Annotated in this window: 23 protein-coding genes, 1 tRNA gene and 2 pseudogenes; 17 read left to right on the top strand and 9 right to left on the bottom strand. The window is 45.7% G+C overall.

The genetic code is table 11. The features are described from left to right. Positions 1 to 52 precede the first annotated feature (52 nt). Positions 53 to 244, top strand: a pseudogene (locus ACH10T_RS00005) (transposase); the annotation flags it as partial. A gap of 61 nt (positions 245 to 305) precedes the next feature. Here ACH10T_RS00005 and ACH10T_RS00010 read toward each other — a convergent pair. Beyond that, a tRNA-Lys gene (locus ACH10T_RS00010) sits at positions 306 to 381 on the bottom strand. A gap of 623 nt (positions 382 to 1,004) precedes the next feature. Between ACH10T_RS00010 and cysD the strand changes: the two genes are divergently transcribed. The 5 genes from cysD to galU all read left to right on the top strand — a co-directional run bounded on the left by cysD (position 1,005) and on the right by galU (position 6,883). Further along, complete coding sequence (cysD, locus tag ACH10T_RS00015; protein ID WP_394807298.1) at positions 1,005 to 1,919, top strand: sulfate adenylyltransferase subunit CysD; 915 nt, start codon at positions 1,005 to 1,007, stop codon at positions 1,917 to 1,919. Next, positions 1,919 to 3,823: a sulfate adenylyltransferase subunit CysN gene (gene cysN, locus ACH10T_RS00020; RefSeq protein ID WP_394807299.1), complete on the top strand. Its 1,905-nt coding sequence runs from the start codon at positions 1,919 to 1,921 to the stop codon at positions 3,821 to 3,823. Before cysD ends, cysN begins: the two co-directional genes overlap by 1 nt. Positions 3,824 to 3,875: 52 nt before the next feature. Next, positions 3,876 to 4,832, top strand: coding sequence for a DHH family phosphoesterase (locus tag ACH10T_RS00025; protein ID WP_394807300.1), 957 nt, complete (start codon positions 3,876 to 3,878; stop codon positions 4,830 to 4,832). Positions 4,833 to 4,907: 75 nt separating this feature from the next. Beyond that, complete coding sequence (gene galE / locus ACH10T_RS00030; protein ID WP_394807301.1) at positions 4,908 to 5,942, top strand: UDP-glucose 4-epimerase GalE; 1,035 nt, start codon at positions 4,908 to 4,910, stop codon at positions 5,940 to 5,942. Between the two features lie 65 nt (positions 5,943 to 6,007). Then, on the top strand, positions 6,008 to 6,883 hold the full coding sequence (galU, locus tag ACH10T_RS00035; RefSeq protein ID WP_394807302.1) for a UTP--glucose-1-phosphate uridylyltransferase GalU: 876 nt from the start codon (positions 6,008 to 6,010) through the stop codon (positions 6,881 to 6,883). A gap of 126 nt (positions 6,884 to 7,009) precedes the next feature. Here the strand turns inward: galU and ACH10T_RS00040 are convergent. The 5 genes and pseudogenes from ACH10T_RS00040 to ACH10T_RS00060 form a co-directional block, all read right to left on the bottom strand. Continuing rightward, a pseudogene (locus ACH10T_RS00040) lies at positions 7,010 to 7,701 on the bottom strand (IS5 family transposase); the annotation flags it as partial. A gap of 177 nt (positions 7,702 to 7,878) precedes the next feature. Continuing rightward, a complete protein-coding gene (locus ACH10T_RS00045) occupies positions 7,879 to 8,709 on the bottom strand; it encodes an HDOD domain-containing protein (protein WP_394807303.1) in 831 nt (276 codons plus the stop codon). A gap of 150 nt (positions 8,710 to 8,859) precedes the next feature. Next, positions 8,860 to 9,696, bottom strand: a complete 837-nt coding sequence (trpC, locus tag ACH10T_RS00050) for an indole-3-glycerol phosphate synthase TrpC (RefSeq protein ID WP_394807304.1) — start codon at positions 9,694 to 9,696, stop codon at positions 8,860 to 8,862. Between the two features lie 7 nt (positions 9,697 to 9,703). After that, positions 9,704 to 10,729 carry an anthranilate phosphoribosyltransferase gene (trpD, locus tag ACH10T_RS00055; protein ID WP_394807305.1) on the bottom strand — a complete coding sequence of 342 codons (1,026 nt, stop codon included), beginning with the start codon at positions 10,727 to 10,729 and terminating at the stop codon, positions 9,704 to 9,706. A gap of 28 nt (positions 10,730 to 10,757) precedes the next feature. Further along, complete coding sequence (locus tag ACH10T_RS00060) at positions 10,758 to 11,321, bottom strand: anthranilate synthase component II (RefSeq protein WP_394807306.1); 564 nt, start codon at positions 11,319 to 11,321, stop codon at positions 10,758 to 10,760. 320 nt (positions 11,322 to 11,641) lie between these two features. Here ACH10T_RS00060 and rpsF point away from each other — a divergent pair, with 320 nt between their 5' ends. The 6 genes from rpsF (at position 11,642) to ACH10T_RS00090 (ending at position 15,838) form a co-directional block, all read left to right on the top strand. Next, the gene (gene rpsF / locus ACH10T_RS00065) at positions 11,642 to 12,055 is read left to right on the top strand and encodes a 30S ribosomal protein S6 (RefSeq protein ID WP_394807307.1); all 414 of its coding nucleotides are present in this window, start codon (positions 11,642 to 11,644) and stop codon (positions 12,053 to 12,055) included. Between the two features lie 12 nt (positions 12,056 to 12,067). After that, a complete protein-coding gene (gene priB, locus ACH10T_RS00070) occupies positions 12,068 to 12,364 on the top strand; it encodes a primosomal replication protein N (protein WP_394807308.1) in 297 nt (98 codons plus the stop codon). Between the two features lie 19 nt (positions 12,365 to 12,383). Beyond that, a complete protein-coding gene (gene rpsR / locus ACH10T_RS00075) occupies positions 12,384 to 12,665 on the top strand; it encodes a 30S ribosomal protein S18 (protein ID WP_394807309.1) in 282 nt (93 codons plus the stop codon). Between the two features lie 11 nt (positions 12,666 to 12,676). After that, positions 12,677 to 13,132 carry a 50S ribosomal protein L9 gene (gene rplI, locus ACH10T_RS00080; protein ID WP_394807310.1) on the top strand — a complete coding sequence of 152 codons (456 nt, stop codon included), beginning with the start codon at positions 12,677 to 12,679 and terminating at the stop codon, positions 13,130 to 13,132. Positions 13,133 to 13,248: 116 nt separating this feature from the next. Beyond that, entirely contained in the window at positions 13,249 to 14,634 is a 1,386-nt protein-coding gene (gene dnaB / locus ACH10T_RS00085) for a replicative DNA helicase (RefSeq protein WP_394807311.1), read from the top strand. Beyond that, on the top strand, positions 14,612 to 15,838 hold the full coding sequence (locus tag ACH10T_RS00090; RefSeq protein WP_394807312.1) for a hypothetical protein: 1,227 nt from the start codon (positions 14,612 to 14,614) through the stop codon (positions 15,836 to 15,838). The genes dnaB and ACH10T_RS00090 overlap by 23 nt, the downstream gene beginning before the upstream one ends. 120 nt (positions 15,839 to 15,958) lie before the next feature. On the opposite strand, the gene ACH10T_RS00095 is transcribed toward ACH10T_RS00090, so the two are convergent. Further along, positions 15,959 to 18,715, bottom strand: coding sequence for a DNA methyltransferase (locus ACH10T_RS00095; RefSeq protein WP_394807313.1), 2,757 nt, complete (start codon positions 18,713 to 18,715; stop codon positions 15,959 to 15,961). Positions 18,716 to 18,827: 112 nt separating this feature from the next. Here ACH10T_RS00095 and ACH10T_RS00100 point away from each other — a divergent pair, with 112 nt between their 5' ends. Together ACH10T_RS00100 and ACH10T_RS00105 are read left to right on the top strand one after the other, a co-directional pair. Next, positions 18,828 to 19,793 (top strand): 2-hydroxyacid dehydrogenase, encoded by a 966-nt coding sequence (locus ACH10T_RS00100; protein WP_394807314.1) that lies wholly within the window; start codon positions 18,828 to 18,830, stop codon positions 19,791 to 19,793. A gap of 33 nt (positions 19,794 to 19,826) precedes the next feature. Further along, a complete protein-coding gene (locus ACH10T_RS00105; protein ID WP_394807315.1) occupies positions 19,827 to 20,159 on the top strand; it encodes a DMT family transporter in 333 nt (110 codons plus the stop codon). Between the two features lie 6 nt (positions 20,160 to 20,165). Here the strand turns inward: ACH10T_RS00105 and ACH10T_RS00110 are convergent, their stop codons facing one another. After that, positions 20,166 to 21,482, bottom strand: a complete 1,317-nt coding sequence (locus ACH10T_RS00110) for a pyridoxal-dependent decarboxylase (protein ID WP_394807316.1) — start codon at positions 21,480 to 21,482, stop codon at positions 20,166 to 20,168. Positions 21,483 to 21,644: 162 nt separating this feature from the next. Between ACH10T_RS00110 and greB the strand changes: the two genes are divergently transcribed. Further along, on the top strand, positions 21,645 to 22,193 hold the full coding sequence (gene greB / locus ACH10T_RS00115; protein ID WP_394807317.1) for a transcription elongation factor GreB: 549 nt from the start codon (positions 21,645 to 21,647) through the stop codon (positions 22,191 to 22,193). 34 nt (positions 22,194 to 22,227) lie between these two features. On the opposite strand, the gene ACH10T_RS00120 is transcribed toward greB, so the two are convergent. After that, positions 22,228 to 22,638, bottom strand: a complete 411-nt coding sequence (locus tag ACH10T_RS00120) for a YchJ family protein (RefSeq protein ID WP_394807318.1) — start codon at positions 22,636 to 22,638, stop codon at positions 22,228 to 22,230. A gap of 64 nt (positions 22,639 to 22,702) precedes the next feature. On the opposite strand from ACH10T_RS00120, the gene dinB reads away from it, so the two are divergent. Both dinB and ACH10T_RS00130 read left to right on the top strand, forming a co-directional pair. Continuing rightward, on the top strand, positions 22,703 to 23,860 hold the full coding sequence (gene dinB, locus ACH10T_RS00125) for a DNA polymerase IV (protein ID WP_394807319.1): 1,158 nt from the start codon (positions 22,703 to 22,705) through the stop codon (positions 23,858 to 23,860). 173 nt (positions 23,861 to 24,033) lie between these two features. Beyond that, on the top strand, positions 24,034 to 24,403 hold a 370-nt coding region (locus ACH10T_RS00130; protein WP_394807320.1), incomplete at its 3' end, for a CAAX prenyl protease-related protein.

Raw genomic sequence — 24,403 nt, forward strand, 5'->3', positions numbered from 1 at the left:
AATAGTCTTCCAAGGGTGACGTACAATTAACGTTACATTTGTGAGGAAGACGATGAAGAAGATACCGAAGCAGGAATACACGACCGAGTTCAAGGAACAAGCGGTCAAGCAAGTGAAGATGGGGAAGTCGATTGGTTTGGTAGCGAAGGAACTGGGGCTGGTTGAGCAAACGCTGCGCAACTGGGTAAAGTTGGCGGAGACAGGCAAACTTAACGGTACGGGTACCAAGGTTGTCACACCAGAACTCTCTTCGTGGCATTCAAAAATAAAAAAGGGATTAGCGTTTAGCTAACCCCTGTTCTATTTGGTAGGCCGTGCGAGATTCGAACTCGCGACCAACGGATTAAAAGTCCGCTGCTCTACCGGCTGAGCTAACGACCCAAAGCGCGGCAGTATACCTGATTTGGTCGATGATATAAATGGGTTTAACGGATTGGCTAACTATTTTAAATGGAGTGCGATGGCACAGATGCATTTATAAAATGTAAAATTTTGTTTAAATAATACTTATTATCAATATCTTGTAAAAATATTCCGAATGAAATAAAGCCTTCTTCGGGAGAATTAGAATTGGTTTTTCTCAGGATTCAAGGTAATTTAGGCGTTGCTTTATATAAGCTGCTCGATCAACAAAAAGATCCTTGTGGTGTTTCTGTTAAATTCATAAAATGAATCAACCTATACCGCTATTATTCTATTTTTGGTTAACTTGTAATTCTCTTGTTCTCTGATAATATCGCTAGAATCATATACAATACTTATTAAAATAAACAAAAGGATTTCTCTGGAACCTAGAGTGAATTCTCATTTTTTAATAAAATACTATAAATCAGAATAACCTAAATCGCGTGCGCATCTAATCTGCCATAAATAAACATGCCATTGGGCATGCAAATTATTTCCCTAAATGAGATAAGAATTAAGATTGCGGGGATAAAGTAGTTTATTTCACAATAAGAAAAATCTATATTTGTATTAATATAACTCAACTATGCCGTTTTATTATGGAAGGAAGCATTGACATGTTGACACACTTACAACGCCTTGAAGCGGAGAGTATTCAGATTATGCGGGAGGTGGTTGCTGAGTGCGAGCACCCAGTAATGCTCTATTCTGTTGGCAAGGATAGCGCAGTAATGCTGCATCTTGCAGTAAAGGCATTTTATCCCTCGAAACCGCCTTTTCCGTTACTGCATGTTGATACCACCTGGAAATTCAAAGAAATGATTGAATTTCGTGATGTCATGGTGAAGAAACTTGGACTTGATCTGATTGTTCACATTAATCCGCAGGGGATCGAAAAAGGAATTAATCCATTTACCCATGGTTCTGCGGTTCATACCGATATCTGGAAGACGGAAGGACTAAAGCAGGCGCTTGATAAATACGGTTTTGATGTCGCATTTGGAGGCGCACGCCGGGATGAGGAAAAGTCGCGTGCCAAGGAACGTATTTTTTCTATCCGCTCGGCACAACACCGATGGGATCCAAAGCTGCAGCGCCCTGAACTCTGGCGGCTATATAACACGCGCAAAAATAAAGGTGAAAGTATTCGGGTATTTCCGCTTTCAAACTGGACTGAGCTCGACATCTGGCAGTATATCTACTTGAATAATATTCCTATCGTACCATTATATTTTGCTAAGGAACGTCCCGTCGTAGAACGTGATGGCACATTGATTATGGTGGATGACGATCGTCTACCGATGCAGAAAGATGAAGTTCCGATGATGAAGAAAGTGCGTTTTCGTACGCTTGGCTGTTATCCATTAACAGGAGCGATTGAGAGTGAAGCGAATTCTTTAACGGCAATCATTCAAGAAATGCTGCTTGCAAAAACATCCGAACGGCAAGGTCGTTTAATCGATCATGATTCTGCCGGCTCAATGGAAAAAAAGAAACAGGAGGGGTACTTCTAATGGCGCATGTATCTAATTTGATTGCCGAGGATATTGAACTCTATTTAAGAACTCATGAAAATAAGAGTTTACTTCGTTTTATCACCTGCGGTAGTGTTGATGATGGAAAAAGTACACTGATTGGGCGGCTGCTGTATGAGTCAAAAATGTTATTTGAAGACCAATTGGCTCAGTTGGAAGTGGATTCAAAGAAAGTTGGTACACAAGCTGGTGACCTGGATTTTGCGCTTCTGGTGGATGGACTTTCAGCAGAGCGTGAGCAGGGCATTACCATTGATGTGGCCTACCGCTTTTTTTCGACGGATAAACGGAAGTTTATCGTAGCGGATACGCCAGGTCATGAACAATATACGCGCAACATGATCACTGGCGCTTCAACGGCTGATGTTGCGGTTATTCTTATCGATGCCCGTAAAGGCGTATTGACACAAACTCGACGCCATAGCTATCTGGTTTCATTAATCGGGATACGTCACGTGGTGCTGGCAATAAATAAGCTGGATATGGTGGGGTACTCGGAAGAAATTTATAATCAAATTGATAATGAGTACCGAATTTTTGCAAAAGAAGTTGGTTTGCAAAATATTGTGACCATCCCTATGTCCGCTCTGAAAGGCGATAATATCACTGAGCTGAGTACGAATACCCCTTGGTATCACGGGGAAGCATTGATGGAGCACCTTGAGAACATACAAGTGGAAGATGTGGCTGATGAATCTGGGGTCTTTCGCATGCCGGTGCAGTGGGTAAATCGTCCTAATCTGGATTTTCGAGGCTACTCGGGTATCGTTGTGCGTGGCAGTATCAAGCCGGGCGATTCAATTCGAGTCTTACCGTCTGGTAGAGAGAGTCGGGTAGCACGGATCGTAACCAGTGATGGCGATCTTGATCACGTTATTTCCGGTCAATCTGTCACGTTGACGCTAACCGATGAAATTGATATCAGCCGGGGCGATATTCTGGCAGCAACCGACTCGCTACCGGGTGTTGCGGATCAATTCGAAGCAACCGTTGTATGGATGTCTGACGAACCAATGTTGCCGGGTAGACCGTATTTAATGAAGATCGGCGCAAGAACGGTAACGGCTAACATTTCATTGTTGAAATATAAAGTTAACATCAATACACTCGAGCATGTTGCGGTTACGAAGCTGGAACTCAATGAAATTGGAATCTGTAATTTGAGTTCTGATCAGTTGATCGCATTTGATCCGTATAAAGAAGATCGTGATACGGGCGGCTTTATTATGATTGATCGACTGACCAATAATACGGTTGGTGCGGGCATGCTACATTTTGCTTTGCGTCGCTCGCAAAATATTCATTGGCAGGCCATCAACATTAATAAACAGGCGCATGCCGCCATTAAAGGGCAGAAGCCACTCATCCTCTGGTTTACCGGATTGTCGGGCAGTGGCAAATCAACCATTGCCAATCTGGTCGAGAAAAAACTCTATTCATTGGGCAAGCACACCTATCTGCTGGATGGAGACAATGTACGTCATGGTCTTAATAAGGATCTTGGTTTTACCGATGCCGACCGGGTTGAAAATATTCGCCGTATTGCTGAAGTCGCCAAGCTGATGGTCGATGCAGGGCAAATTGTGCTGGTATCGTTTATCTCACCGTTTCGTTCTGAACGGCGGATGGCACGGGAACTGGTCGAGCAGGGGGAATTCTTTGAGATATTCATTGATACGCCCATTCACGTGGCAGAAGAGCGAGATCCTAAGGGATTGTACAAAAAAATGCGGCGTGGAGAATTGAAAAACTTTACCGGTATTGATTCACCGTATGAGGTACCAGAAAATGCAGAAATTCGCATTGATACGATGGATAGAACGCCAGAGCAAGCTGTCGAGCAAATTACCAATTATCTAATTAACAAGGGTGTATTTAATTAGCCTTGATAACTTTTCTTTTCTAATTGAATGAAAAATCATTCGTCATGACAATATGAATCAGTATTATGTGTTTAATGGTGATGCGGATGGATTGTGTGCACTGCATCAGTTAAGGCTGGCGAATCCAGCAATTGTCAGTTTGATCACTGGGGTTAAGCGTGATATCAAGCTACTCGATCGTGTTGAAGCGAATGCAGGCGATCGGGTAACAGTGCTTGATATTTCTTTAGACAGCAATCGAAAAGGTCTGATGCGCTTGCTGGAAATGGATGTAATTGTTGAATATTTCGATCATCACCATGCCGGAGAAATACCACAACATCCTAACCTGACACCGCACATTGATTTATCGGCCGAGGTATGTACCAGTTTATTGGTTGATCAGTACTTGAAAGGGGCGTTTCATCTGTGGGCAATTACTGCCGCGTTTGGTGATAATCTCATAAAAAAAGCCCATCAGCTTGCGAGCTTGGCAGGACTAACGGAAGCGGAAGCAATACAGCTCGCCCATTTGGGGGAATACCTGAACTACAACGGCTACGGTGATAGTTTGTCTGATTTGCACTTTCATCCAGAAGCACTTTATAAAGAAATAGAATCATACAGTAACCCATTTGATTTTATTGCTAGATCGGCTGCTTTTACTCAGTTGGAATCTGGATTCAACCACGACATGAGCGCATCAAACTCCTTGCATCCATTAATGAGTGATGATCGCTGTGCAGCTTATTTGCTACCAGATGCACCCTGGGCAAGGCGCGTAAGCGGTAACTTTGCCAATAAACTGGCAAACGAAAATCCAGAGCGTGCGCATGCAGTGATGACACCTAACCACTCTGGAAAATATACGGTGAGCGTACGTGCATCTCTCGTAAACCCGCAGGGTGCCGATGTGTTATGTCTGCAATTTGACACAGGAGGAGGGCGCAAAGCTGCGGCAGGTATCAATCATTTGCCACCCGATTCGCTTGATTATTTTGTAACAAGCTTTAGGCAGCATTTTAGTTAGCTTAATGGTTCGTTGAGAAGCATCAGCGCGCTTCATTGCTATTTTTAAATCTATCTTTCGTCGAGGTTTGTGACCATGATTCTTGTCACGGGTGGCGCTGGTTATATTGGATCGCATACTTGCGTTGAACTGCTCAATGCAGGTTTTGATGTCACAGTCTTCGATAATTTCTGCAATAGCAACCCCGAAGCACTGGCACGCGTAGAACAAATTACCGGTAGAAAATTAGGATTAATCCAAGGCGATTGCCGCGATCAAGTTAGTTTGGTAGCTGCCTTAAAGAAATGCAAAGCCACTGCTGTTATTCACTTTGCTGGCCTTAAAGCGGTTGGGGAATCGGTTGAGCAACCACTTTCCTATTACGATAATAACGTAGTTGGCACATTACGATTGCTGCAAGCAATGCAGGAGTGCGATGTCAAAACCTTAGTATTCAGCTCTTCTGCAACTGTTTATGGCGATCCAGTCCGGTTGCCACTGACCGAGGATCATCCACTGGTACCCACCAATCCGTATGGGCGCAGTAAGCAAATGGTGGAAGAAATGCTCCGAGATTTTAATCATAGCGATAATAGTCTTAGAATCAGTATATTGCGTTACTTTAACCCGGTAGGTGCGCACGCCAGCGGATTGATCGGTGAGGATCCACAAGGAATACCGAATAATTTAATGCCTTTTGTGGCGCAAGTCGCTGTGGGGCGAAGAGAAACCCTGAGCGTGTGGGGTAACGATTATTCTACCTTCGATGGTACCGGAGTCAGGGATTACATTCATGTTGTCGATTTAGCACTTGGTCATCTCAAGGCATTGGAAGCACTGGAAGCGTCACAAAGCGTGCAAGTTAGCAAATCAGGGCAGTGCCTGATTGTGAATCTAGGCACTGGCCAGGGTTACAGTGTTCTGGATGTGGTGCAGGCTTTTGAAAAGGCGAGCGGACGGTCTATTCCATATCGGATTGCACCCAGACGTCCCGGTGATATTGCCTCCTGTTATGCCGATCCGAAACGCGCCTTTGAATTGCTGGATTGGAAAGCGAAGCTCGACCTGGAAGAAATGTGTGCAAGCAGTTGGCACTGGCAGTGTGCTAATCCCAAGGGCTATCAAAGCTGATCGGATGCTGCCTTACAAATTTATTGAATCTGATTTACTGTACTAAATACTACGGAGAATTCGAAATGAAAGTGATAAGAAAAGCGGTTTTTCCTGTTGCCGGTTTAGGAACACGTTTCTTGCCCGCAACCAAGGCCAATCCGAAGGAAATGCTGCCGATCGTTGATAAACCGTTGATCCAGTTTGCCGCAGAAGAAGCCGTCGCGGCAGGAATTGATGTATTAATTTTTATCATTGGGCGCAACAAAAGTTCAATACCAGATCATTTTGATAAAGCATACGAACTGGAAGCCGAATTAGAAGCAAGTGGAAAGCATGAAATGCTAAATATTGTTCGCAATATTCTGCCATCGCGTATTGATTGCGTCTATATTCGGCAAGCTGAGGCACTCGGATTGGGGCATGCCGTATTATGTGCGCAATCTGTCGTTGGTGATGAGCCTTTTGCAGTATTACTGGCGGATGATTTGATCAGTACCAATGAAAGAAGTTGTTTAAATCAAATGGTTGATATTTATAGTCAACATCATTGCTCAATACTGGGAATCGAACAAGTTGCTCGTGAAACAGTCAATCGGTATGGCATTATTGACAGCGCGCAGATTTCTGATAGCTTGTCAAAGGTCAATGCAATTGTTGAAAAACCAGCCATAGATAAAGCACCTTCCAACTTGGCGGTGGTTGGCCGATATATCCTGACACCACGTATTTTTAAACTACTTGAAATGACAGAGCGCGGAGCTGGCAATGAAATTCAATTAACTGATGCGATCGCGAAGTTGTTAAACGAAGAAACAGTATTAGGCTATGAGTTTGATGGCAAGCGTTTCGATTGCGGAAGTAAATCAGGTTATTTGCAGGCAACCGTTGAGTTTGCACTACAACATCCTGAACTAAAAAAAGAATTTGAATCCTATTTGTATGATTTAGTTAAAAAATAACATTGGAAATATTGTTAAAAGCGAGGATATAGAACTTAGCAGATTGTCCGGATTTAGCTGACCACAACATTACCCGGCGGAGGAAAGATTTAGGGAAACGCTGAATAATTCATCGCGCAGTAGAGATCAAGCCGAGTGATTATGTAATATTGCGATAATTTTCCCAATTTTGACCTGAATCGCATCATTTTTTGCATTATTACCCTCATTCCCTGTTTTCAAGGCGCAACTAGGCTGTCTGTTCTGCATAGCCAGCAGCAAATTGGCAAGCCCGAACAGCGAGAACATCTGAGCGGTATTTTTGACCATTCCTTTGTAGCGGTTCTTGCGGTGCATGAACAGATTCTTTACGACATGAAAGGGATGCTCGACCTTGGCGCGAATGCTGGCTTTCGCATGTTCAAGCTTCTCCATCAGTCCGCCTACTGTTGTTTTAGGCAATGCCTTGCGCTTGGAAGGGCGCATCGCAATATGCCAGGTTACGGGCAATTCAAGATTCTCTTCTCGTTTTTCAACGCCTTGATAACCCGCATCGCCAAACACATCGGTTTCGTCGCCATGCAGTAGGCTTGTGCCTGAGTAACATCGTGAACATTCGCTGCCGTTCCGACCAGGGTGTGAACAAGCTCTGATTGCGTATCGACACCGATGTGCACCTTCATGCCGAAGTGCCACTGCTTGCCTTTCTTGGTTTGATGCATTTCGGTATCGCGCGCCTGTTACTTGTTCTTGGTCGAAGGAGGCGCTGCAATCAGTGTGGCATCAATGATCGTGCCCGCGCGAAGAAATAGTCCTCGATCAGCCAGATGGACGTTGATCATGCCTGACGGTGTATCAAATCCTTCGAGTGGCAGTGGCAGTTGCTTTTGGCTGATATAACGAATCATAGTGCACAGTTTTTGGTGTTGATTCACATATTTACGTGCACGATTTTACCAAAAAACGAAATATTATTCAATTAAATCAGTTACCTGTACTTTCTGAGCAAGATCTAATTACTCATTTTCTTTGTGAGCGCCTACTATTGTCATGATATCTCCCGGTTGTAAATGTAGAAGTTTGGCTATTCCTTCATAATCATCAGGTAAAGCAGCATCACTCCATCCATTTGCAGAATGTCTAGCCAAATTGACAGCGAGGGCCACATTACGTACACGCTGTAGGTTTGAACAATTATCATCCATTAAGGTAATTAATAGTTTAGGTAATCTCCACTTAACAGCAAGCTCCAGTTGTAACTGATTTAATGAGAAGCCAAAAATACTTTCTTGTGCTGTCACGCTACGCATTGTTTTGTCTGATTTTTGTAAATGCTTGATCTTTAACATCTCATTGGGTGCAAAGCACCACATGAGCATTTCAGCAATATCATGTAATAAAGCTGCGATACGGATTTCTTCAAAATGTAAATCATGTAAACGAACTGCCCAGTCAAAGGCATATGAAGAGGCAATATTTGCGCGATGAGTAGTTTTTAGTAAGTAAACGAGCGCGCCCATGTTGTCGCGCCCCAGAACTTCTTCAACCAATGGTTTTGCAGATACCTTATTTAGCGTAGTTTCGAGTCCAAGTATCATGATCATTTGCTCAACTTCTACGACATCATGTTCTTGGCTGCGATGTTTGTGCTGTTGTAGATAGCGTAGTAGCTTTACTGTCATTAACGGATCATATTTCACAACATGAGCAATGCTGCGAGCGCACATGTGCTGTTCATCTTGTTTCAGGGATTCAAGATTACGTGAGGTTTGTTTCAGAACAGGAATTTCCGTTGTCGTGAGAAAATTTACCCACTCAGATAAACTTCTCTGTTTTGGTTGTAGCATATTGAACCCCAGGTTTGGAATAGTGTAGGTTTTTTTACGACAATTCCGTATAAATATTTAGGAAACAATAGGCTATCTGTATATAACTTATCTGCTGATAATAATTTATTGATTTATGGAAGTTTTATTTTAGAAAAATTAAATGTGAGATCAGAAGAATAATCGTTCTAATTCAATGCCCGGATCTTCAGCACGCATGAAAGCTTCACCCACAAGAAATGCATTAACGTGATGGCTGCGCATCAGTTCGATATCGGCAGGATTATGTATCCCGCTTTCCGTAACGACTATTTTGTTGGATGGAATTCGATCCAATAATTCTAGAGTGGTATTTAGAGAGGTTTCAAAGGTTTGCAGGTTGCGATTATTGATCCCGATTAACGGTGTATTGAGTTGGAGTGCTATCTCCAATTCATTTGCATCATGAACCTCAACCAGAACGGCCATTCCAAGCGAATTGGCGAGTTCTTCAAGCTTCAGCATTCGCACGATAGGTTCAATGTTTTCTAACAGAAAAGCACTGACTATTAGCAAAATACAATCAGCATTCATAGCGCGTGCTTCCGCAATCTGATAATCCTCAAGAATGAAATCTTTGCGAAGCACTGGAAGTAGGCAAGCTGCACGTGCTTCTTGCAAATATTCGGAGCTACCCATAAAGAATTGTTTATCTGTCAATACTGACAGACAAGCTGCGCCGTGTTGCGCATAAGTTTTGGCTATTTCAGCGGGCAGAAATTCAAACGATTGTGCATCGTTATCAGAGGAGCGTCCGCGTAATATGCCTTTGCTGGGACTGGCTTGTTTGATTTCAGCGATAACAGCGGATTGCCCTGCAGTAATTTTGTTACGAATTGCTGCTACAAAATCACGTGGAGGTGCTGCTAACCGAGCTTCTTGGAGTAATAACGGATAGGATTTTAATGTCCTGGCAACAATGATTTCTTGTTTTTTTACTGTAAGGATTTTCTTTAAAATATCGGACATTTTGCGATTAAACAGAATTTTTGTTCGTAAATTCCACTAGTTCTTGAAGTTTTCTGAGTGCAGTGCCACTTTCTATCGTCTGATGTGCTGTTTTTATTCCTTGCTCGAGATTGTCCGCAATACCGGAAGCATAAATTGCAGCGCCAGCATTCATCAAAACAATATCACGCGCAGGTCCGGCAACGTTCTCCAGTACTGAAAGCAACATTGTTTTTGCCTGTTCGCTATCCGTAACCCGGATAGTCTCGATTGCGGATGTTTTTAGATTAAAGTCTTCTGGTCTGATGGTATATACCGCTACTCTGCCATTTTTCAATTCACCGACATTGGTTTCGCCCGTTATCGTAATTTCATCTAATCCATCTTTGCCGTGCACGATCAGTACATGCTCACTGCCCAGTAGTTGTAGAACGTGTGCCAGAGTTTTAACCAGATCTTCATTAAATACACCCAGTACTTGTCTTTTGGCATTGGCAGGATTTGTGAGCGGCCCAAGAATGTTGAACAATGTTTTAATGCCTAATTCGCGCCGTACCGGAGCAGCATGTTTCATAGCGGCGTGGTAATTTGGAGCAAACATGAAACCAACCCCGATGTCATGGATGCTTTGAGCGACCTGTTGCGGCGTTTGATTTAAATTAACACCGAGCGCTTCAAGCACATCAGCACTACCTGACTTACTCGAAACCGATCTGCCGCCGTGCTTGGCTACGCGAGCCCCCGCAGCTGCGGCGACAAATGCCGATGCGGTCGAAATATTGAATGTATGTGCAGAATCTCCACCTGTGCCACAAGTGTCCACCAAATGCGTGTTATCGGGGATATCAACTTTGGTTGCGAATTCACGCATCACTTGCGCCGCCGCCGCTATTTCACCGATAGTTTCTTTTTTTACCCGAAGGCCGGTGATAATCGCAGCGATTAGAACGGGTGAGATCTCTCCTTGCATGATTTGCCGCATCAGTGAAACCATCTCATCATGCAGTATTTCTTGATGAGCAATAATACGGTGTAACGCTTCTTGTGGGGTCATTAAATTACCTTTATTCAACCTGAACTAATTAGCGATTCAGAAAATTCTCAAGCATTTTATGTCCATGTTCGCTCAAAATAGATTCAGGATGAAATTGAATACCTTCGATTGCGAGTGTTTTATGACGGATACCCATAATCTCATCATCTTCAGTCCACGCTGTAATTTCCAGGCAATCAGGAAGTGACGAACGTTCAACGACCAGGGAGTGGTAGCGTGTTGCAATAAACGGATTGGGCAAACCCCGGAAAACACCCGCATTATGATGAAAAATGGGCGATGTTTTGCCGTGCATGAGCTGTTTTGCATGAATAATCCTGCCGCCGAATGCTTGCCCTATGCTTTGATGCCCAAGACAAACACCTAAAACTGGAATGCTCTGACTGAATTGATTAATCACTGACAGTGACACGCCTGCTTCATTGGGAGTGCAGGGCCCTGGGGAAATTACTATTCGTTCAGGGTTCAGTTGTGAAATTTTATCCAGAGTAATTTCATCATTCCGGTATACAACAACGTTTTCACCCAATTCAGAGAAATATTGCACCAGGTTATAGGTAAAAGAGTCGTAGTTATCAATCATTAGCAACATAAATTTTTAACGCTTTGTTTGTGCGTGATATTGTTCAAATATTTCTGTGAAAATTATATCAAATGACGGGTGATTGGATAGAGCAAGCAAATTTTACCAGTTCAATGGACATGAGTGTTGCTCCATCTTTTAATGTTAATTGGTTATTTAACGTGAATCATTGATCCGAAAGTTTCCGAAGCATCTGAATTTATTGATGCCAACTAATCGCAATTAATTGAACATTATTTGATATTGCCTTATAAATTAAGTAAAATTAAATGTTTTTCAACCTTGCCTCACTATCATAATTGATGGGAGGCTTTATCCATAAGGAATTTATGCGACATTACGAAATAGTTTTCATTGTTCATCCTGATCAGAGTGAGCAAGTACCTGCAATGATCGAACGTTATCGCGGCATTGTAACCGCAAAAAATGGCACAATTCATCGCGTGGAAGACTGGGGGCGCCGCCAGCTTGCCTATCTGATTCAGAAAGTTCATAAAGCGCATTATGTATTAATGAATATTGAATGTGATCAAGAAACCCTGAATGACTTAGATCATGCGTTTAAATTCAGTGATGCTATCCTGCGGCACTTAACCATCAAGACCAAGGGGCCGGTCACAGAACCATCGCCAATGATGCGTCAAGAAGAAAGATCCGGTGCTGCGAGCTTACATGTCCCAGATGCAGTTGCTGATGAAGTAGGGTCTGATGAGGTGCCTGAAGAATCGAGCGTCCCTGCGTAAACTTAATAGCAATTGGATTGTAATCAAACAATTATTTGTGGAAGAATTGCTAAGTTAGGGGTTTTACGCTACACACCTGCTGGTGTTGCCGTCATTGAGTTTACAATCAATCATGTATCGCGACAAAAGGAAGCAGGCGTTGCTCGACAAATAATATTTGATATTCTTGCAGTAGCATTGGGACAGCTGGCTTTGACTGTTGCCGGATTTGAGATTAATAATACGGTTAAACTCACCGGGTTTATCAATAGGAAAAGCCATATGAATCATCAATTAGTATTGCATACCGATCATATAGAACTTATTTAATCAGTCAATAGGAATTAAAATGGCACGTTTTACAAGACGTAAAGACAGTAAAGAGAAAGAAAGAGAAAAGAAAGTCAATCGACCTTTATTTAAGCGCAAAAAGTTTTGCCGTTTCACGGCAGAAGGCATAAAAAATGTTGATTATAAAGAAATTGATATTTTAAAAGACTTTGTTAATGAGAATGGAAAGATAATTCCAGCACGTATTACCGGTACGACATCTTTTTATCAGCGGCAACTGGGTACAGCGATAGAGCGAGCTCGTTTTTTAGCATTATTACCTTACACTGATCGTCATTAAGGAGTAATGATATGCAGATCATTTTGATGGAAAAAGTTACCAATTTAGGTCAATTGGGCGACATTGTTAATGTTAAAAGCGGTTTTGCACGTAATTATCTGATCCCGCAAGGAAAGGCAAAACGTGCCACCGAACAAGCCATTGCGGAATTTCAATCCAAGCGTGCCGAACTTGAAAAAATTCAAGCTGCAGCTTTAACGGCTGCTCAGGCAATGGCTGCGAAATTGGATGGATTATTAGTGCAAATTTCCCAGAAGGCTGGGAGCGATGGTAAATTGTTTGGTTCCGTGACTAATGCAAATATCGCTGAGGCACTGAGCGGGCAGGGTTTTGCAATTGAAAGAGCCATGATCCGTATGCCGAATGGTCAATTAAAACAAGTGGGCGATTATCCTTTGACAATTTCGCTGCACAGCGATGTTTCAGCCCACATCACTGTTTCGGTATTAGGTGAGGCAATGATCTGATAGCGTAATTGTAAGCGCATCCGTTTTTAAAAGGACTATTCCGGTAGTCCTTTTTCATTTGTTATTCAGCAAGTGATAGAATCAAATATCACCTTTGTGTTTCTAGATGGATACCCATGGCGTCAACTCTCAGCATCAATCAAGATCAGCCCGTAGATTCCTATAAAACGCCTCCTCACTCTATTGAAAGTGAGCAGTCTGTCCTGGGTGGGCTGATGCTGGATAATCATGCCTGGGAGAAAGTCGCTGATGTCATTACAGATAGCGATTTTTACCGGCAGGATCATCGTCTGATCTATCATCATATTTGCAAATTGATAGAACACAACAAACCCGCTGATGTGATTACGGTAGCAGAATCACTGGAAATATCGGCTGAGCTTCAGAAAATCGGTGGACTCGCTTATATTGGCGCAATTGTACAAAACACTCCCTCTGCAGCGAATATCAAACGCTATGCGGAGATTGTTCGTGAACGTTCAATTATGCGCAATCTGGCACAGATCGGTGTACAGATCACAGATTCTGCGTATAGTCCGGCCGGGCGTTCTGCAGCGGATTTACTCGATGAAGCGGAAAAGAAAGTTTTTGAAATTGCCGAAGAAGGTGCTCGCGGTAAAGAAGGCTTTATGGATATTCAACCGCTGCTGAAACAGGTGGTTGAAAGGATAGAGCTACTCTACAGTCAGGATAATCCAAGCAATGTGACCGGCATTGCTTCGGGCTTTCACGATCTCGATCAAAAAACATCCGGATTTCAACCGGGAGACCTAATCATAGTGGCGGGTCGGCCATCCATGGGTAAAACGGCCTTCTCACTGAATATCGCCGAGCATGTCGCACTGGAATTGCACAAACCGGTCGCCGTGTTCAGTATGGAAATGGGGGGAACCCAGCTTGCCATGCGTATGCTGGGATCGGTCGGAAAACTGGATCAGCATAAGGTGCGTACTGGCCGCCTGGAAGATGCAGACTGGCCCAAGTTGACGCATGCGTTAGGCAAACTCAACGAAGCACCGATTTTCATTGATGAGTCTGCGGCACTGAATGCTTTGGAACTCAGGGCACGCGCCAGGCGGCTCTATCGCCAGCATGGTGAACTGGGCCTGATTGTGGTGGATTATTTGCAGCTCATGTCTTCCAGCAGTCAAGGGGAGAATCGCGCCACGGAAATTTCAGAAATATCACGCGCGTTGAAAGGATTGGCCAAAGAACTGAAAGTGCCGGTCATCGCGTTATCTCAGCTTAATCGCAGCCTTGAGCAACGTCCCAACAAGCGTCCGGTGATGTCGGATTTGCGCGAATCCGGCGCGATCGAACAAGACGCCGATGTTATTCTTTTTATTTACCGGGATGAAGTGTATAACCTAGATTCGCCAGATAAAGGTATCGCAGAGATCATTATTGGTAAACAGCGTAATGGCCCGATCGGAAAAATCGATTTAACTTTCCTGGGTGAATACACCCGTTTTGAAAGCCATGCCCGGCCAGAATATTATTAACCGGACCTTTTCGCAGTATTGGCTGCGATTTTTGCCGTGCATCTTGATCCTGGGTATTCTTTCCGGGTGTATCTCACCGATGGCGCTGAATCGCGCCGTAATTGCTTATGACGATGCCGTCACCGACGCCCTATCGCAACAGCTACTGATCAATATCGTGCGTGCGCATCACCGTCAGCCAGTTCATTTCACCGGCGTTTCAAATATCGCCGCTACTTTCAATTTTCAAGCGAATGCAGGGGCGATGCCTGCACTCGGCGGACTTGCCGGAACGTCGATACTGCCAATTTTTGGTGGTAGTATTGCGGAAAGTCCTACCATCAGCATCGTTCCGATTGAGGGGGAAGATTTCACCAAACGCTTGCTCACGCCGTTTCCGCAAAGCAAATTAACATTGTTGCTGCGTCAGCGTTTTGATGTCGATCTGTTATTACGGATGATGGCGCAGGAAGTGCGTTTGCTAAATGCTACTGAGCAACATAGCAGCTATCGCAATAATCCATCGGATAAAATCGGTTATGAGATGTTTCGTCGCGTGGTATTGCATCTTTCGGCGATTCAGGATAGCAATCAACTGTACGCCGAACCATTGCCGCTGGTACACACTTGGACCATCCCGGCCAGCGCAATAGCAGCCGAAGGTTTTCAGGCGCTACAAAAGGAATTTATTGTATTGTACAACGCAAAAGATAATACCTACACACTGCGTAAACATACACCGGGGCCGATTCTGATCACCAACTACGACCCCAATACGTTATCTGAAACAGAACGTGAGAAGCTGAATGACATGGCTGACGATTGGAATATCAGCGATATCGCTTTTGATATTCGTCCCGACTATTACGGTGGAGAGTGGCCGATGAGCGGCGTTTTCCGGCTCAGAAGCTTTCACTCGATTCTTGGTTTTCTCGGCAAAGCGCTTGGCGAAGAACCCGGATACCATGTCGAGAAGGACCCAAGAACGCCACCGATACTCGGTGACGAAAATCCTGACTTGACCATGGGATTTTTGGTTTCAAACACAACCCCTGCGGAAACCGATTTCTCCATCCGCTGGAATGGCCGGTATTATGCAGTGAATACCAAAGGCCCTTACGCCCGCTGGAACCGCGATGCCTTCCAGTTATTATTCCTGTTGTTCCAAATGACCGTCACCGACATTCCGCGTGTCGGCGTGCCGAGTATTACGATCGCCAAGTAGTTTTTAGGGAAATCCTGAATAACCCGTATTTGTCATTCCGAGCGCAGTGAGGAATCTTCTTCGGTAATCAACCCGATAGATTTCTCGCTGTACTCGAAATGACAGTTGTTGGGTGACTCCTCAGAACGATTGCGGCTTTTTCGTTTTTTTAGCTGAAACAGCAGGTAACAGGCTGGTAATGGCTTGATAGCGCTCAAACAAAAAAGCCACACGTTCCGCTTCAGAAGCAAAGTTTTTCTTGCCATATGCCGCATCCACGGCGCGATCCAGATTCTGATGCGAGCGAACCAATTCCGGCGGCATAGCCAGCGGATCGTACAAGTCGACCAGGGTCGAATCAGGAAACTGGGCACGAGCATCCAGCACGGCCTGGGAGGCGGTTTCGATGGTTTTTCGTTGTGTATCGGCCGGATCCGGCCAGGAAAAATCGTTGTAGACAATGCTGGCGGAGTAGCGGTAGCGACTTTCCAATCGTCCACACACGGTTCGCATCCAGGCATTGTGCATGGTAGAAGTGAGGATGCCGAAATGATAAAGGGTGGGGATCAAAAGATTCGCATCACCACAAATCACATATGAGGGGAAATAACCTATTGGGATAAATTGACGATTTTCAGAAGAAACTCTTGGTATTAATAAGTAGGGTTGGTCAGTTTGACGAATCTCACTAAATAAAGACGGTGTGTTAGCCAGTTTTACAGTTGATGCTTTAGGGCTAGCCAGCCGCATTGATTTCACACTTTCCACACGTCGCATTACTTGTGGCATAGCTCGTAATTCAGAAGGTGAGATACCTTTGAGCCATAAGCACCAACGCGGAATATTGTTGATGAATTCATCTGCGCCAAGGAACGGACGTAACCACTTTTCTGCCTGTGGCTCAGATTTCAGTAACTCTTGCTTCTCCGAATTGCTCAACAGTAGATTGCCGCCATCCGTGGGTTGGCTTCCTTTGTTAATTGCAGGCACATGGCAAATTGGTGTGCGGCGTTTCTCAAGTAGAACAACAGGAGCATCCACTAAATAGGGATTAATGTTGTTAGCAGGTATAGCGTGCGGTTCGCTCTGAATATCAGCGTATTCAAAAATAGTTTTGTGCACGGCTTCCTGTAAACCAAAACCGATGATGACGCAATGCACGGCCGCTTTGCCTTTGGCTTCACTCATCCATTGAAACGTGCGGTGAACAAAATGGATTTTTACATTTTTCCTGAGTAATTCTGACCACAAAATACCGACTTGTTCACCTTGTGAAATTGAATTGGTGGAAACAAATGCGGCATTGATGGCCGGATTGACTGCCATGTATTCTGCGGCTTTTACATACCAAGCAGCAACATAATCCAATACACCCGCACCTTTCATGCCCATAAAGATATCTTGTAAATCAGTTTTCTGTTCTTTACTCTGGTATGTATAACCAATAAACGGCGGATTCCCCATCACAAAACTGCATTGCACCGCCGGAATAACGGCATTCCAATCCAGCCGTAACGCATTGCCATGCACGATGTGCGCGGATTTGGCCAGTGGCAGGCGGACGAAGTATTGGCCGAATTCTTCCGAGACTTGCGCGTTCATTTGGTGGTCGGTCAACCACAATGCAACTTGTGCGATTTGTACCGGGAATTCTTCGATTTCGATGCCGTGGAATTGGTCGACATCGACCTGAATAATGCTGGTGATATCCAGCATTTGCTGACCGCTGTCGTGCAGTGTACGCAGTACTTTGAGTTCAAGCTGGCGCAGTTCGCGGTAGGCGATGACGAGGAAATTGCCGCAGCCGCATGCCGGGTCGAGAAATTTCAGATTGGCCAGTTTGCTATGAAAGACTTGCAGGCGCTTGGTGTTGTTTTTGATTTTGTCGAACTCAGCATGCAGTTCGTCGAGAAATAGCGGGCGGATCAGCTTGAGGATGTTTTCCTCGGTGGTGTAGTGCGCGCCGAGATTGCGCCGGGCGTTCGGGGTTTCATCCATGATGTTCTGGAACAAGGAACCGAAAATCGCTGGAGAAATGCCGCTCCAATCCAGTGCACAGCAATACAACAGCGCGGCGCGCATGTCGCTGTCAAAGCTGGCAAACGGCAGGCGTTCTTCAAATAATTTTCCGTTGATATACGGAAAATGCGCCAAGGTGTCATCCAGGTTTTTTAGCCGCGCAGTTTCCGGCGTATTCAGGATTTCAAACAATTGCGAGAGCTGAGACGCCAGATCGCTGCCGTCTTCGCGTGTTTTCTGTACGATGAATTCGGTAAACTGCGTGCGCTCGAAAATACCGGTATCTTCGGCGAACAGACAGAACAGCAGGCGCACCAGATAAACTTCCAGATCACGAGGTTTATCGCTTCCATAGCCAATCTGTTTCAAGCGGTCGTGCAGTTTGGCCATACGCTGCACCGCTTTGGCATTGACAGGGCTTTGCGGGGAAATTTTTTGCGGTTGATAACCGGCAACAAACCAGAACAGTTTGACGAATTTATGAAAATCTTTCAGCAGGAATTCGGTTTGCGTGCTTTCAATCGTGTCATACAGGCGGAAGCGCGCGAAATCACTGACTAAAATAAAGCGCGGCAGTTCGTGTTCTTTCAAGCCGGGAAAATAGTCAATGGCTTGCTGGTAGGCGCGATCCAAATCCTTGCCGCGCGATTTATGTTCGATCAGCAGGTTGCCTTTCCATAACCAATCAATATAGCCATCTCTGTCGCCCAGTTTTTTGACTTTTTGTTCAAAACCACCGATGCGCCGGGGGCTGATGCCAAACACATGAAAAAACTCGATCCAGAAGTGCTTGGCTTCCGCATCTTCCGATTCTGCACTGGCCCATTCTCTGGAAAACGCCAGCGCGCGATTTCTGATTTCATTCCAGGCTAGTGCCATGCGTTCTCCAATGTGTCTGTGACGATTTTGCCAGGCCCGATTCTACGTGATCTACCGGGAACGTTAAAGCATCGCTTGTGGTATGATTTTCGATCATCACTGGAGCACTGAAATGCACGCTGTTTTTCTGGATTTTGGTTCCGTAACCCGCGGTGATATGGATTGCGCGGCATTGGAGCGGGCGATATCACCGTGGCAGTATCATCACGATTCTTCCGAAGCGGAGGTGTTGGAGAGAATCTGCGAAGCTGAGGTGATTGTCAGCAACAAGGTGTTTATCAGCCGCGCGGCGATTGCTGCGGCGAAACATCTGAAACTCATTTGTGTGGCCGCGACCGGATACAACAATGTCGACCTTGTTGCCGCCGCCGAGCACAACATTCCGGTGTGCAACGTGCGTGGTTACGCCACGCCCTCGGTGGTGCAGCATGTGTTCATGCTGATGCTGAATCTGGCGCGCCATTTTGTTGACTATCAGGAACTGGTGAAACGCGGCGGCTGGCAGGAGAGCCGGTTTTTCTGCCCGCTCGATTTCGGCATCGAGGAGTTATCGGGGAAGATGCTGGGGGTCATCGGCTACGGCGAATTGGGCCATGCCGTGGCGCAAGTCGCGCAAGCATTCGGCATGCAGGTGCTGATTGCAGAACACAAAGGTAAACCGCCGCGTCCCGGCAGAATGGCATTTGACGACGTGTTGCAGAGAGCGGATTTTATTACGCTGCATTGTCCCTTTTCACCAGAAACCCATCACCTGATCAGCCGCCGGGAGTTTGAATTAATGAAACCTTCCGCGTATCTGATTAATACTGCGCGGGGAAAACTGGTGCATGAAGCAGATCTGCTGCATTGCTTGTCCATCGGCCGGATCGCCGGTGCTGCTATCGATGTGATACAGGAAGAACCGCCGGGCAAGGGCAATCTGATCCTGCAGCATCAACCGGAAAACCTAATTGTCACGCCGCATATCGCCTGGGCCAGCCGGGAGTCCCGGCAGCGGTTGCTGGATCAATTGGCAGGCAACATTCAAAACTTTTTCCAGCAGAAACCTTTTAACCAGATTATCGATACGCTGGGTTAGTAACCTGTTAGCGCAACTTATTGGAGTGACAAAATGCAGCACTGGATTTTTCTTGCTATCGCGATTGTCAGCGAAGTGATTGCGACCTCATGCTTGAAAGCGACTGAGGGATTTACCCGCTTCTGGCCGTCGCTGGTGGTTGTGGCGGGTTATCTGCTGGCTTTTTATTTACTTTCTTTGACGCTGAAAACGATTCCGGTCGGTGTAGCGTATGCGATCTGGTCCGGTGTTGGCATCGTGTTGATTGCGCTGAGCGGGTGGTTTTTCCTCGAGCAATCGCTGGATACGCCAGCGATAATCGGTTTGTCACTGATTGTCAGTGGCGTTGTGGTGATTAATGTTTTTTCCCGTATCGTTGCGCACTGATAATTGTCAGGTTTTGCGCAGATCGGTGAGAAATTGATCAAGAATTTCTTTCTTGGCATGCGGCATTACCACGATGTGTGCGCATGGCGTCCGTACTCCGTCGATGTCGAGGTGCATGGTGGCTAATGCGTAATGATCGACCACGGTTTTATTCGGTGTGATGAAATAAACCGTATTGGAGCGATCATTGGCGCGCACTGGCCGCAGGAAGCCATAGTGATTGTTCATTTCCTTCAACAAATAACCGGTATTATCCAACATTGCTTTGGCGTCAACTGCCTGCCTTGCGAAGGCGGATTCCGAACTGAAGAAATAAAACTCGGCCGGTTTGATCGCATCGCGCGAGCAGGTAATCGTGCCCGGTACTTGCTGGATGTATTCCGGGTCATGAATTTCGCTGAATTGGACGCGGAACGATTCAAAATTCGTTCGCGTGGTGATGAATAATCCGGCAGGCGAGGGGAAGCCAAAAAATTTGTGGCAAGAAACGGCAATTGAATCGTAGCGTGGCAGTTTCACTTTGTAAATTGGATCAACGACGCTATGCATCAAGTCGCGGGCAAACGAGGTATGTGGCAAATAGCCGCCGAATAACGCGGCATCCAAGTGAAGGTAGGCGGTGCGTCCTTTTAGCTTAGCCTGGATAGCGTCAATCGGGTCTACCGCGCCTCTGAAGGTGGTGCCAATGGTTGCGACTACCAAAGCAGGGTGGTTGGGGTTGGCATTCAATTTCCGTTCCAAATCATTGGTATCCATACTGCCATCAGGTCGAGTGCCTACCACCACCCAGTCGAGATGCAATAAGTCGCGCAGAATCTGAATCGAGTAATGTGCTTCGTGGGTGAAATAGATTTTCGGTATTACACCGGTACGGCTTTTCAGGATCGTGCGCCCCATATACAGTCCGTGCATATTGCTGTCGGTGCCACTGTTGGTGAGGAATCCCCAAATGTTATCCAGTCCGAAGCCATACACCGTACCAAAACGATCGATCAATTCTTTCTCAAACGGATGGCAGTTAAATGGGATATGGCTATGGTCGTAGGGATTGCCGACATTATTGAAAGAAAATTGGTTGAAACCCGCAGCCGCGAGTTCATTACGCCAGGCAAAAAACGCTTCCGGCGGGGTGGTCATATTAATTGGATAGCCGAGCAACCGGTTTCTTTGTTGTGCGAGATGCTGCATCGCTTTCAGTGTGGCGGAAACGTTTTGTTGCGGACGCTGCACCAGCGATTGCGCCGTTAGTGCCTGGGGTGAGCATGCCGCCATTAAGGCTGTTGTCCCGGATATGCTCAGAAATTGGCGCCGGTTTATTAACATGAAAATGCCCCCCTGATTAATATGCTCATTAGAAACCTTGCAGGCGCAAAGTTTCCTCACAATATCGCAGAATATGTACTTAAGTATGACAAATTGTCTTGAACAGATGGCTGAAGACCGCTATCTTAACGCTCTGTGTGTTTCTAATGAAGATCTATCAGTATGAGTAAAGCATTTACCAAGGAAAGCGAAGACGACGACGAACTTGACGACACGCCGAAATTACCGCAGGGCCTGAAGAACTATATCACCCCGGCTGGACATCAGCGACTGAAAGACGAGTTCGACCAGTTATGGAAAGTGGAACGCCCCGAGTTAGTTAAAACCATTACTTGGGCGGCTTCCAATGGTGATCGTTCGGAAAATGGCGATTACATCTACGGCAAAAGGCGCTTGCGTGAGATCGACCGCCGCTTGCGTTTCTTGTCCAAACGTCTGGAAAATGCGGAAGTGGTGGACCCTGGCCAGCGCGGTGAATGCGACCAGGTGTTTTTCGGCGCCACCGTGACTGTCTGCAATGCACAAGGTGATGAACATACCTACAGTATCGTCGGCCTGGACGAGGTAGATCCCGGCCGCGGCCGTATCAGCTGGATTTCTCCGTTGGCCAAGGCGCTGCTCAAAGCGCATGAGGGCGATTTAGTGAAGCTGCACACACCGGGCGGCGTGACAGAACTTGAAGTGGTGGAGATTCGTTACGAGGCATTATGAGATTTTGCTGTTATTCTTGTTTTTGTTACTCCATTCAGTTTGGCAGAATATCGCCATCGACATAAAACCACAGTTCTTCCTGATATACGAACCGGCTGATTTCATGTAACCGGTAAGCGCGCCCATTGATTTTGTAGCGCGCGACAAATTCAACAATAGCTCGATCCGGGGTAGATTGTTCGTGATGTTTTACTGTGAGACCTAGCCATTGGTTGTACGGCTGATTTGCCAGCCCGAGTGCAGCGGGACGCGTGCTGTGGTGCCAGGTTGCCAGAACATAGTCTTCACGATTCAGCGTATACGCGGTGTAGCGTGAGCGCATCAGGTGTTCCGCGGTGGCGGCCACTTCACCGTGATCCAGATAGCGGCCGCAGCAATCGCTGTATTGCTTCGAATCGCCGCATGGGCAGTGCAGTGTTTTTAGATTGGCAGCTTGAGTATTCATATACAATGCGGTTTATTTGACAGCGATAATTTATCACAATCTTTATTCTGAAATCGTGTGAACAATGAACGCGCCGCAACGTCGTATCGCTCATCTGGATATGGATGCTTTTTATGCCTCTGTGGAGTTACTGCGTTATCCTGAATTGCGCAGTTTGCCGGTTGTGATTGGCGGGCGGAACGAGCATCAGCCGGTGATGCGGGCGGATGGCAGCAAGCATTTTTCCCGGTTGCGCGACTATGTCGGTCGCGGGGTCATTACGACCGCCACGTATGAAGCGCGTGCAATGGGTGTTCATTCCGCCATGGGAGTCATGAAAGCAGCACAGCTTGCGCCGGATGCCATTCTCCTGCCAGTTGATTTTGCTATTTACCGTTATTATTCGTGTTTGTTTAAGACTGCGGTTGCCGGTATTGCGCCGCAGCTTGAAGATTCCGGTATTGATGAAATCTACATTGATCTCAGCGATCTGCCGGATGATACCTTGGTGCTGGGACAGCGTATTAAGCAGGCAGTGAAAGAATCTACCGGACTTTCCTGTTCTGTCGGTATTACACCGAACAAATTACTGTCAAAGATTTGTTCAGATCTCGAGAAACCCGATGGATTGACTATTCTCGCGATGTCTGACATTCCTGATCGGATTTGGCCGCTGCCGGTAAGTAAAATCAACGGTATCGGCCCTAAGGCTGCCAAGAAACTTGCGTCACTGGGTATCGTCACCATTGCCGAATTGGCGCAGGCTGAATTGAGTTTCCTCCGGGTTCACTTTGGGCGTAGCTATTCGATCTGGTTATATGAAGCTTCACACGGAATCGATCAGCGCCCGGTGGTTACCGATGCTGAACCTAAATCCATCAGTCGGGAAATCACTTTTGAGCAGGATCTGCATCCGCTTCAGGATCGTCATGATTTATCAGAAGCATTCACAGCATTGTGCACACAAGTAGCCGATGATCTAAAGCATAAAGGCTATGCTGGACGTACCATCAGCATCAAATTGCGTTTTGAGGATTTCCATACGCTCACACGAGACTGCTCGCTGATTGCACATACTGCGGATTCTGTTTTGATACGTCGTACAGCAGGAGAATGTTTGCGACGAATACCATTGAAGAAGAAAATTAGGTTGCTCGGTATAAAAGTCAGTACACTTTCTTCGGTTGAATCCAAGCGGGGAGTCGAAGTACTTCGCCAGAGAGAGTTGCCGCTGGAATTTTGAAGCATTATAAATGGCAGTTATCCATAACCCAACGATGAATCTGTAGCATGTGTTTTTTTAGTGTGTAAATTTCTAATCTATTTTTATAGACTAGTCGGAGTGATATGAATTGGCGTACTGCTAATTTCGACAATAACACTAAAATTAAAAGAAAAGTTTAGAGGGAATTTGTTATGTTTGATCGTGTTAATTTATATCGTATAGCTCCATTTGGCGCGTATGTCTTCTTCATGCTGTTGGAAGATTTGCTGTTGAAGTTTGGTTGGGAGGCGAATGATTTACGCCTGCTTTATGTGGTGAAAATAACTGTCGTAGCCGGTTTGCTTTGGACGATGAGAAGTGCTTATAGTGAGTTGCGCTGGCCAGTTGGTGCCAGCTTTCGTACCTGGGCTGTTGCAATAGTTGCTGGTATCGTTGTTTTCGTTGCGTGGATTAACTTGACAGCAGACTGGATGGTGATGGGAGAATCCGTTGGCTTTGATCCGCGCGATCAGGATGAGATCGATTGGTTTCTTGTTGTGGTGAGGCTGATGGGTGCGGCAC

It is taken from the genome of Nitrosomonas sp. (assembly GCF_043753625.1).
In the GTDB taxonomy this organism is placed as follows: Bacteria; Pseudomonadota; Gammaproteobacteria; order Burkholderiales; family Nitrosomonadaceae; genus Nitrosomonas.

Excerpts from the sequence above, each read along its gene's own strand:
- rplI (WP_394807310.1), top strand. The coding sequence starts at position 12,677 with ATGCAGATCATTTTGATGGAAAAAGTTACCAATTTAGGTCAATTGGGC.
- ACH10T_RS00060 (WP_394807306.1), bottom strand. The coding sequence starts at position 11,321 with ATGTTGCTAATGATTGATAACTACGACTCTTTTACCTATAACCTGGTG.
- ACH10T_RS00025 (WP_394807300.1), top strand. The coding sequence starts at position 3,876 with ATGAATCAGTATTATGTGTTTAATGGTGATGCGGATGGATTGTGTGCA.
- ACH10T_RS00090 (WP_394807312.1), top strand. The coding sequence starts at position 14,612 with ATGCCCGGCCAGAATATTATTAACCGGACCTTTTCGCAGTATTGGCTG.
- galE (WP_394807301.1), top strand. The coding sequence starts at position 4,908 with ATGATTCTTGTCACGGGTGGCGCTGGTTATATTGGATCGCATACTTGC.
- ACH10T_RS00095 (WP_394807313.1), bottom strand. The coding sequence starts at position 18,715 with ATGGCACTAGCCTGGAATGAAATCAGAAATCGCGCGCTGGCGTTTTCC.
- dinB (WP_394807319.1), top strand. The coding sequence starts at position 22,703 with ATGAACGCGCCGCAACGTCGTATCGCTCATCTGGATATGGATGCTTTT.
- rpsF (WP_394807307.1), top strand. The coding sequence starts at position 11,642 with ATGCGACATTACGAAATAGTTTTCATTGTTCATCCTGATCAGAGTGAG.
- cysD (WP_394807298.1), top strand. The coding sequence starts at position 1,005 with ATGGAAGGAAGCATTGACATGTTGACACACTTACAACGCCTTGAAGCG.
- trpC (WP_394807304.1), bottom strand. The coding sequence starts at position 9,696 with ATGTCCGATATTTTAAAGAAAATCCTTACAGTAAAAAAACAAGAAATC.
- trpD (WP_394807305.1), bottom strand. The coding sequence starts at position 10,729 with ATGACCCCACAAGAAGCGTTACACCGTATTATTGCTCATCAAGAAATA.
- ACH10T_RS00110 (WP_394807316.1), bottom strand. The coding sequence starts at position 21,482 with ATGTTAATAAACCGGCGCCAATTTCTGAGCATATCCGGGACAACAGCC.
- ACH10T_RS00100 (WP_394807314.1), top strand. The coding sequence starts at position 18,828 with ATGCACGCTGTTTTTCTGGATTTTGGTTCCGTAACCCGCGGTGATATG.
- greB (WP_394807317.1), top strand. The coding sequence starts at position 21,645 with ATGAGTAAAGCATTTACCAAGGAAAGCGAAGACGACGACGAACTTGAC.
- cysN (WP_394807299.1), top strand. The coding sequence starts at position 1,919 with ATGGCGCATGTATCTAATTTGATTGCCGAGGATATTGAACTCTATTTA.
- rpsR (WP_394807309.1), top strand. The coding sequence starts at position 12,384 with ATGGCACGTTTTACAAGACGTAAAGACAGTAAAGAGAAAGAAAGAGAA.
- dnaB (WP_394807311.1), top strand. The coding sequence starts at position 13,249 with ATGGCGTCAACTCTCAGCATCAATCAAGATCAGCCCGTAGATTCCTAT.
- galU (WP_394807302.1), top strand. The coding sequence starts at position 6,008 with ATGAAAGTGATAAGAAAAGCGGTTTTTCCTGTTGCCGGTTTAGGAACA.
- ACH10T_RS00120 (WP_394807318.1), bottom strand. The coding sequence starts at position 22,638 with ATGAATACTCAAGCTGCCAATCTAAAAACACTGCACTGCCCATGCGGC.
- ACH10T_RS00105 (WP_394807315.1), top strand. The coding sequence starts at position 19,827 with ATGCAGCACTGGATTTTTCTTGCTATCGCGATTGTCAGCGAAGTGATT.
- ACH10T_RS00045 (WP_394807303.1), bottom strand. The coding sequence starts at position 8,709 with ATGCTACAACCAAAACAGAGAAGTTTATCTGAGTGGGTAAATTTTCTC.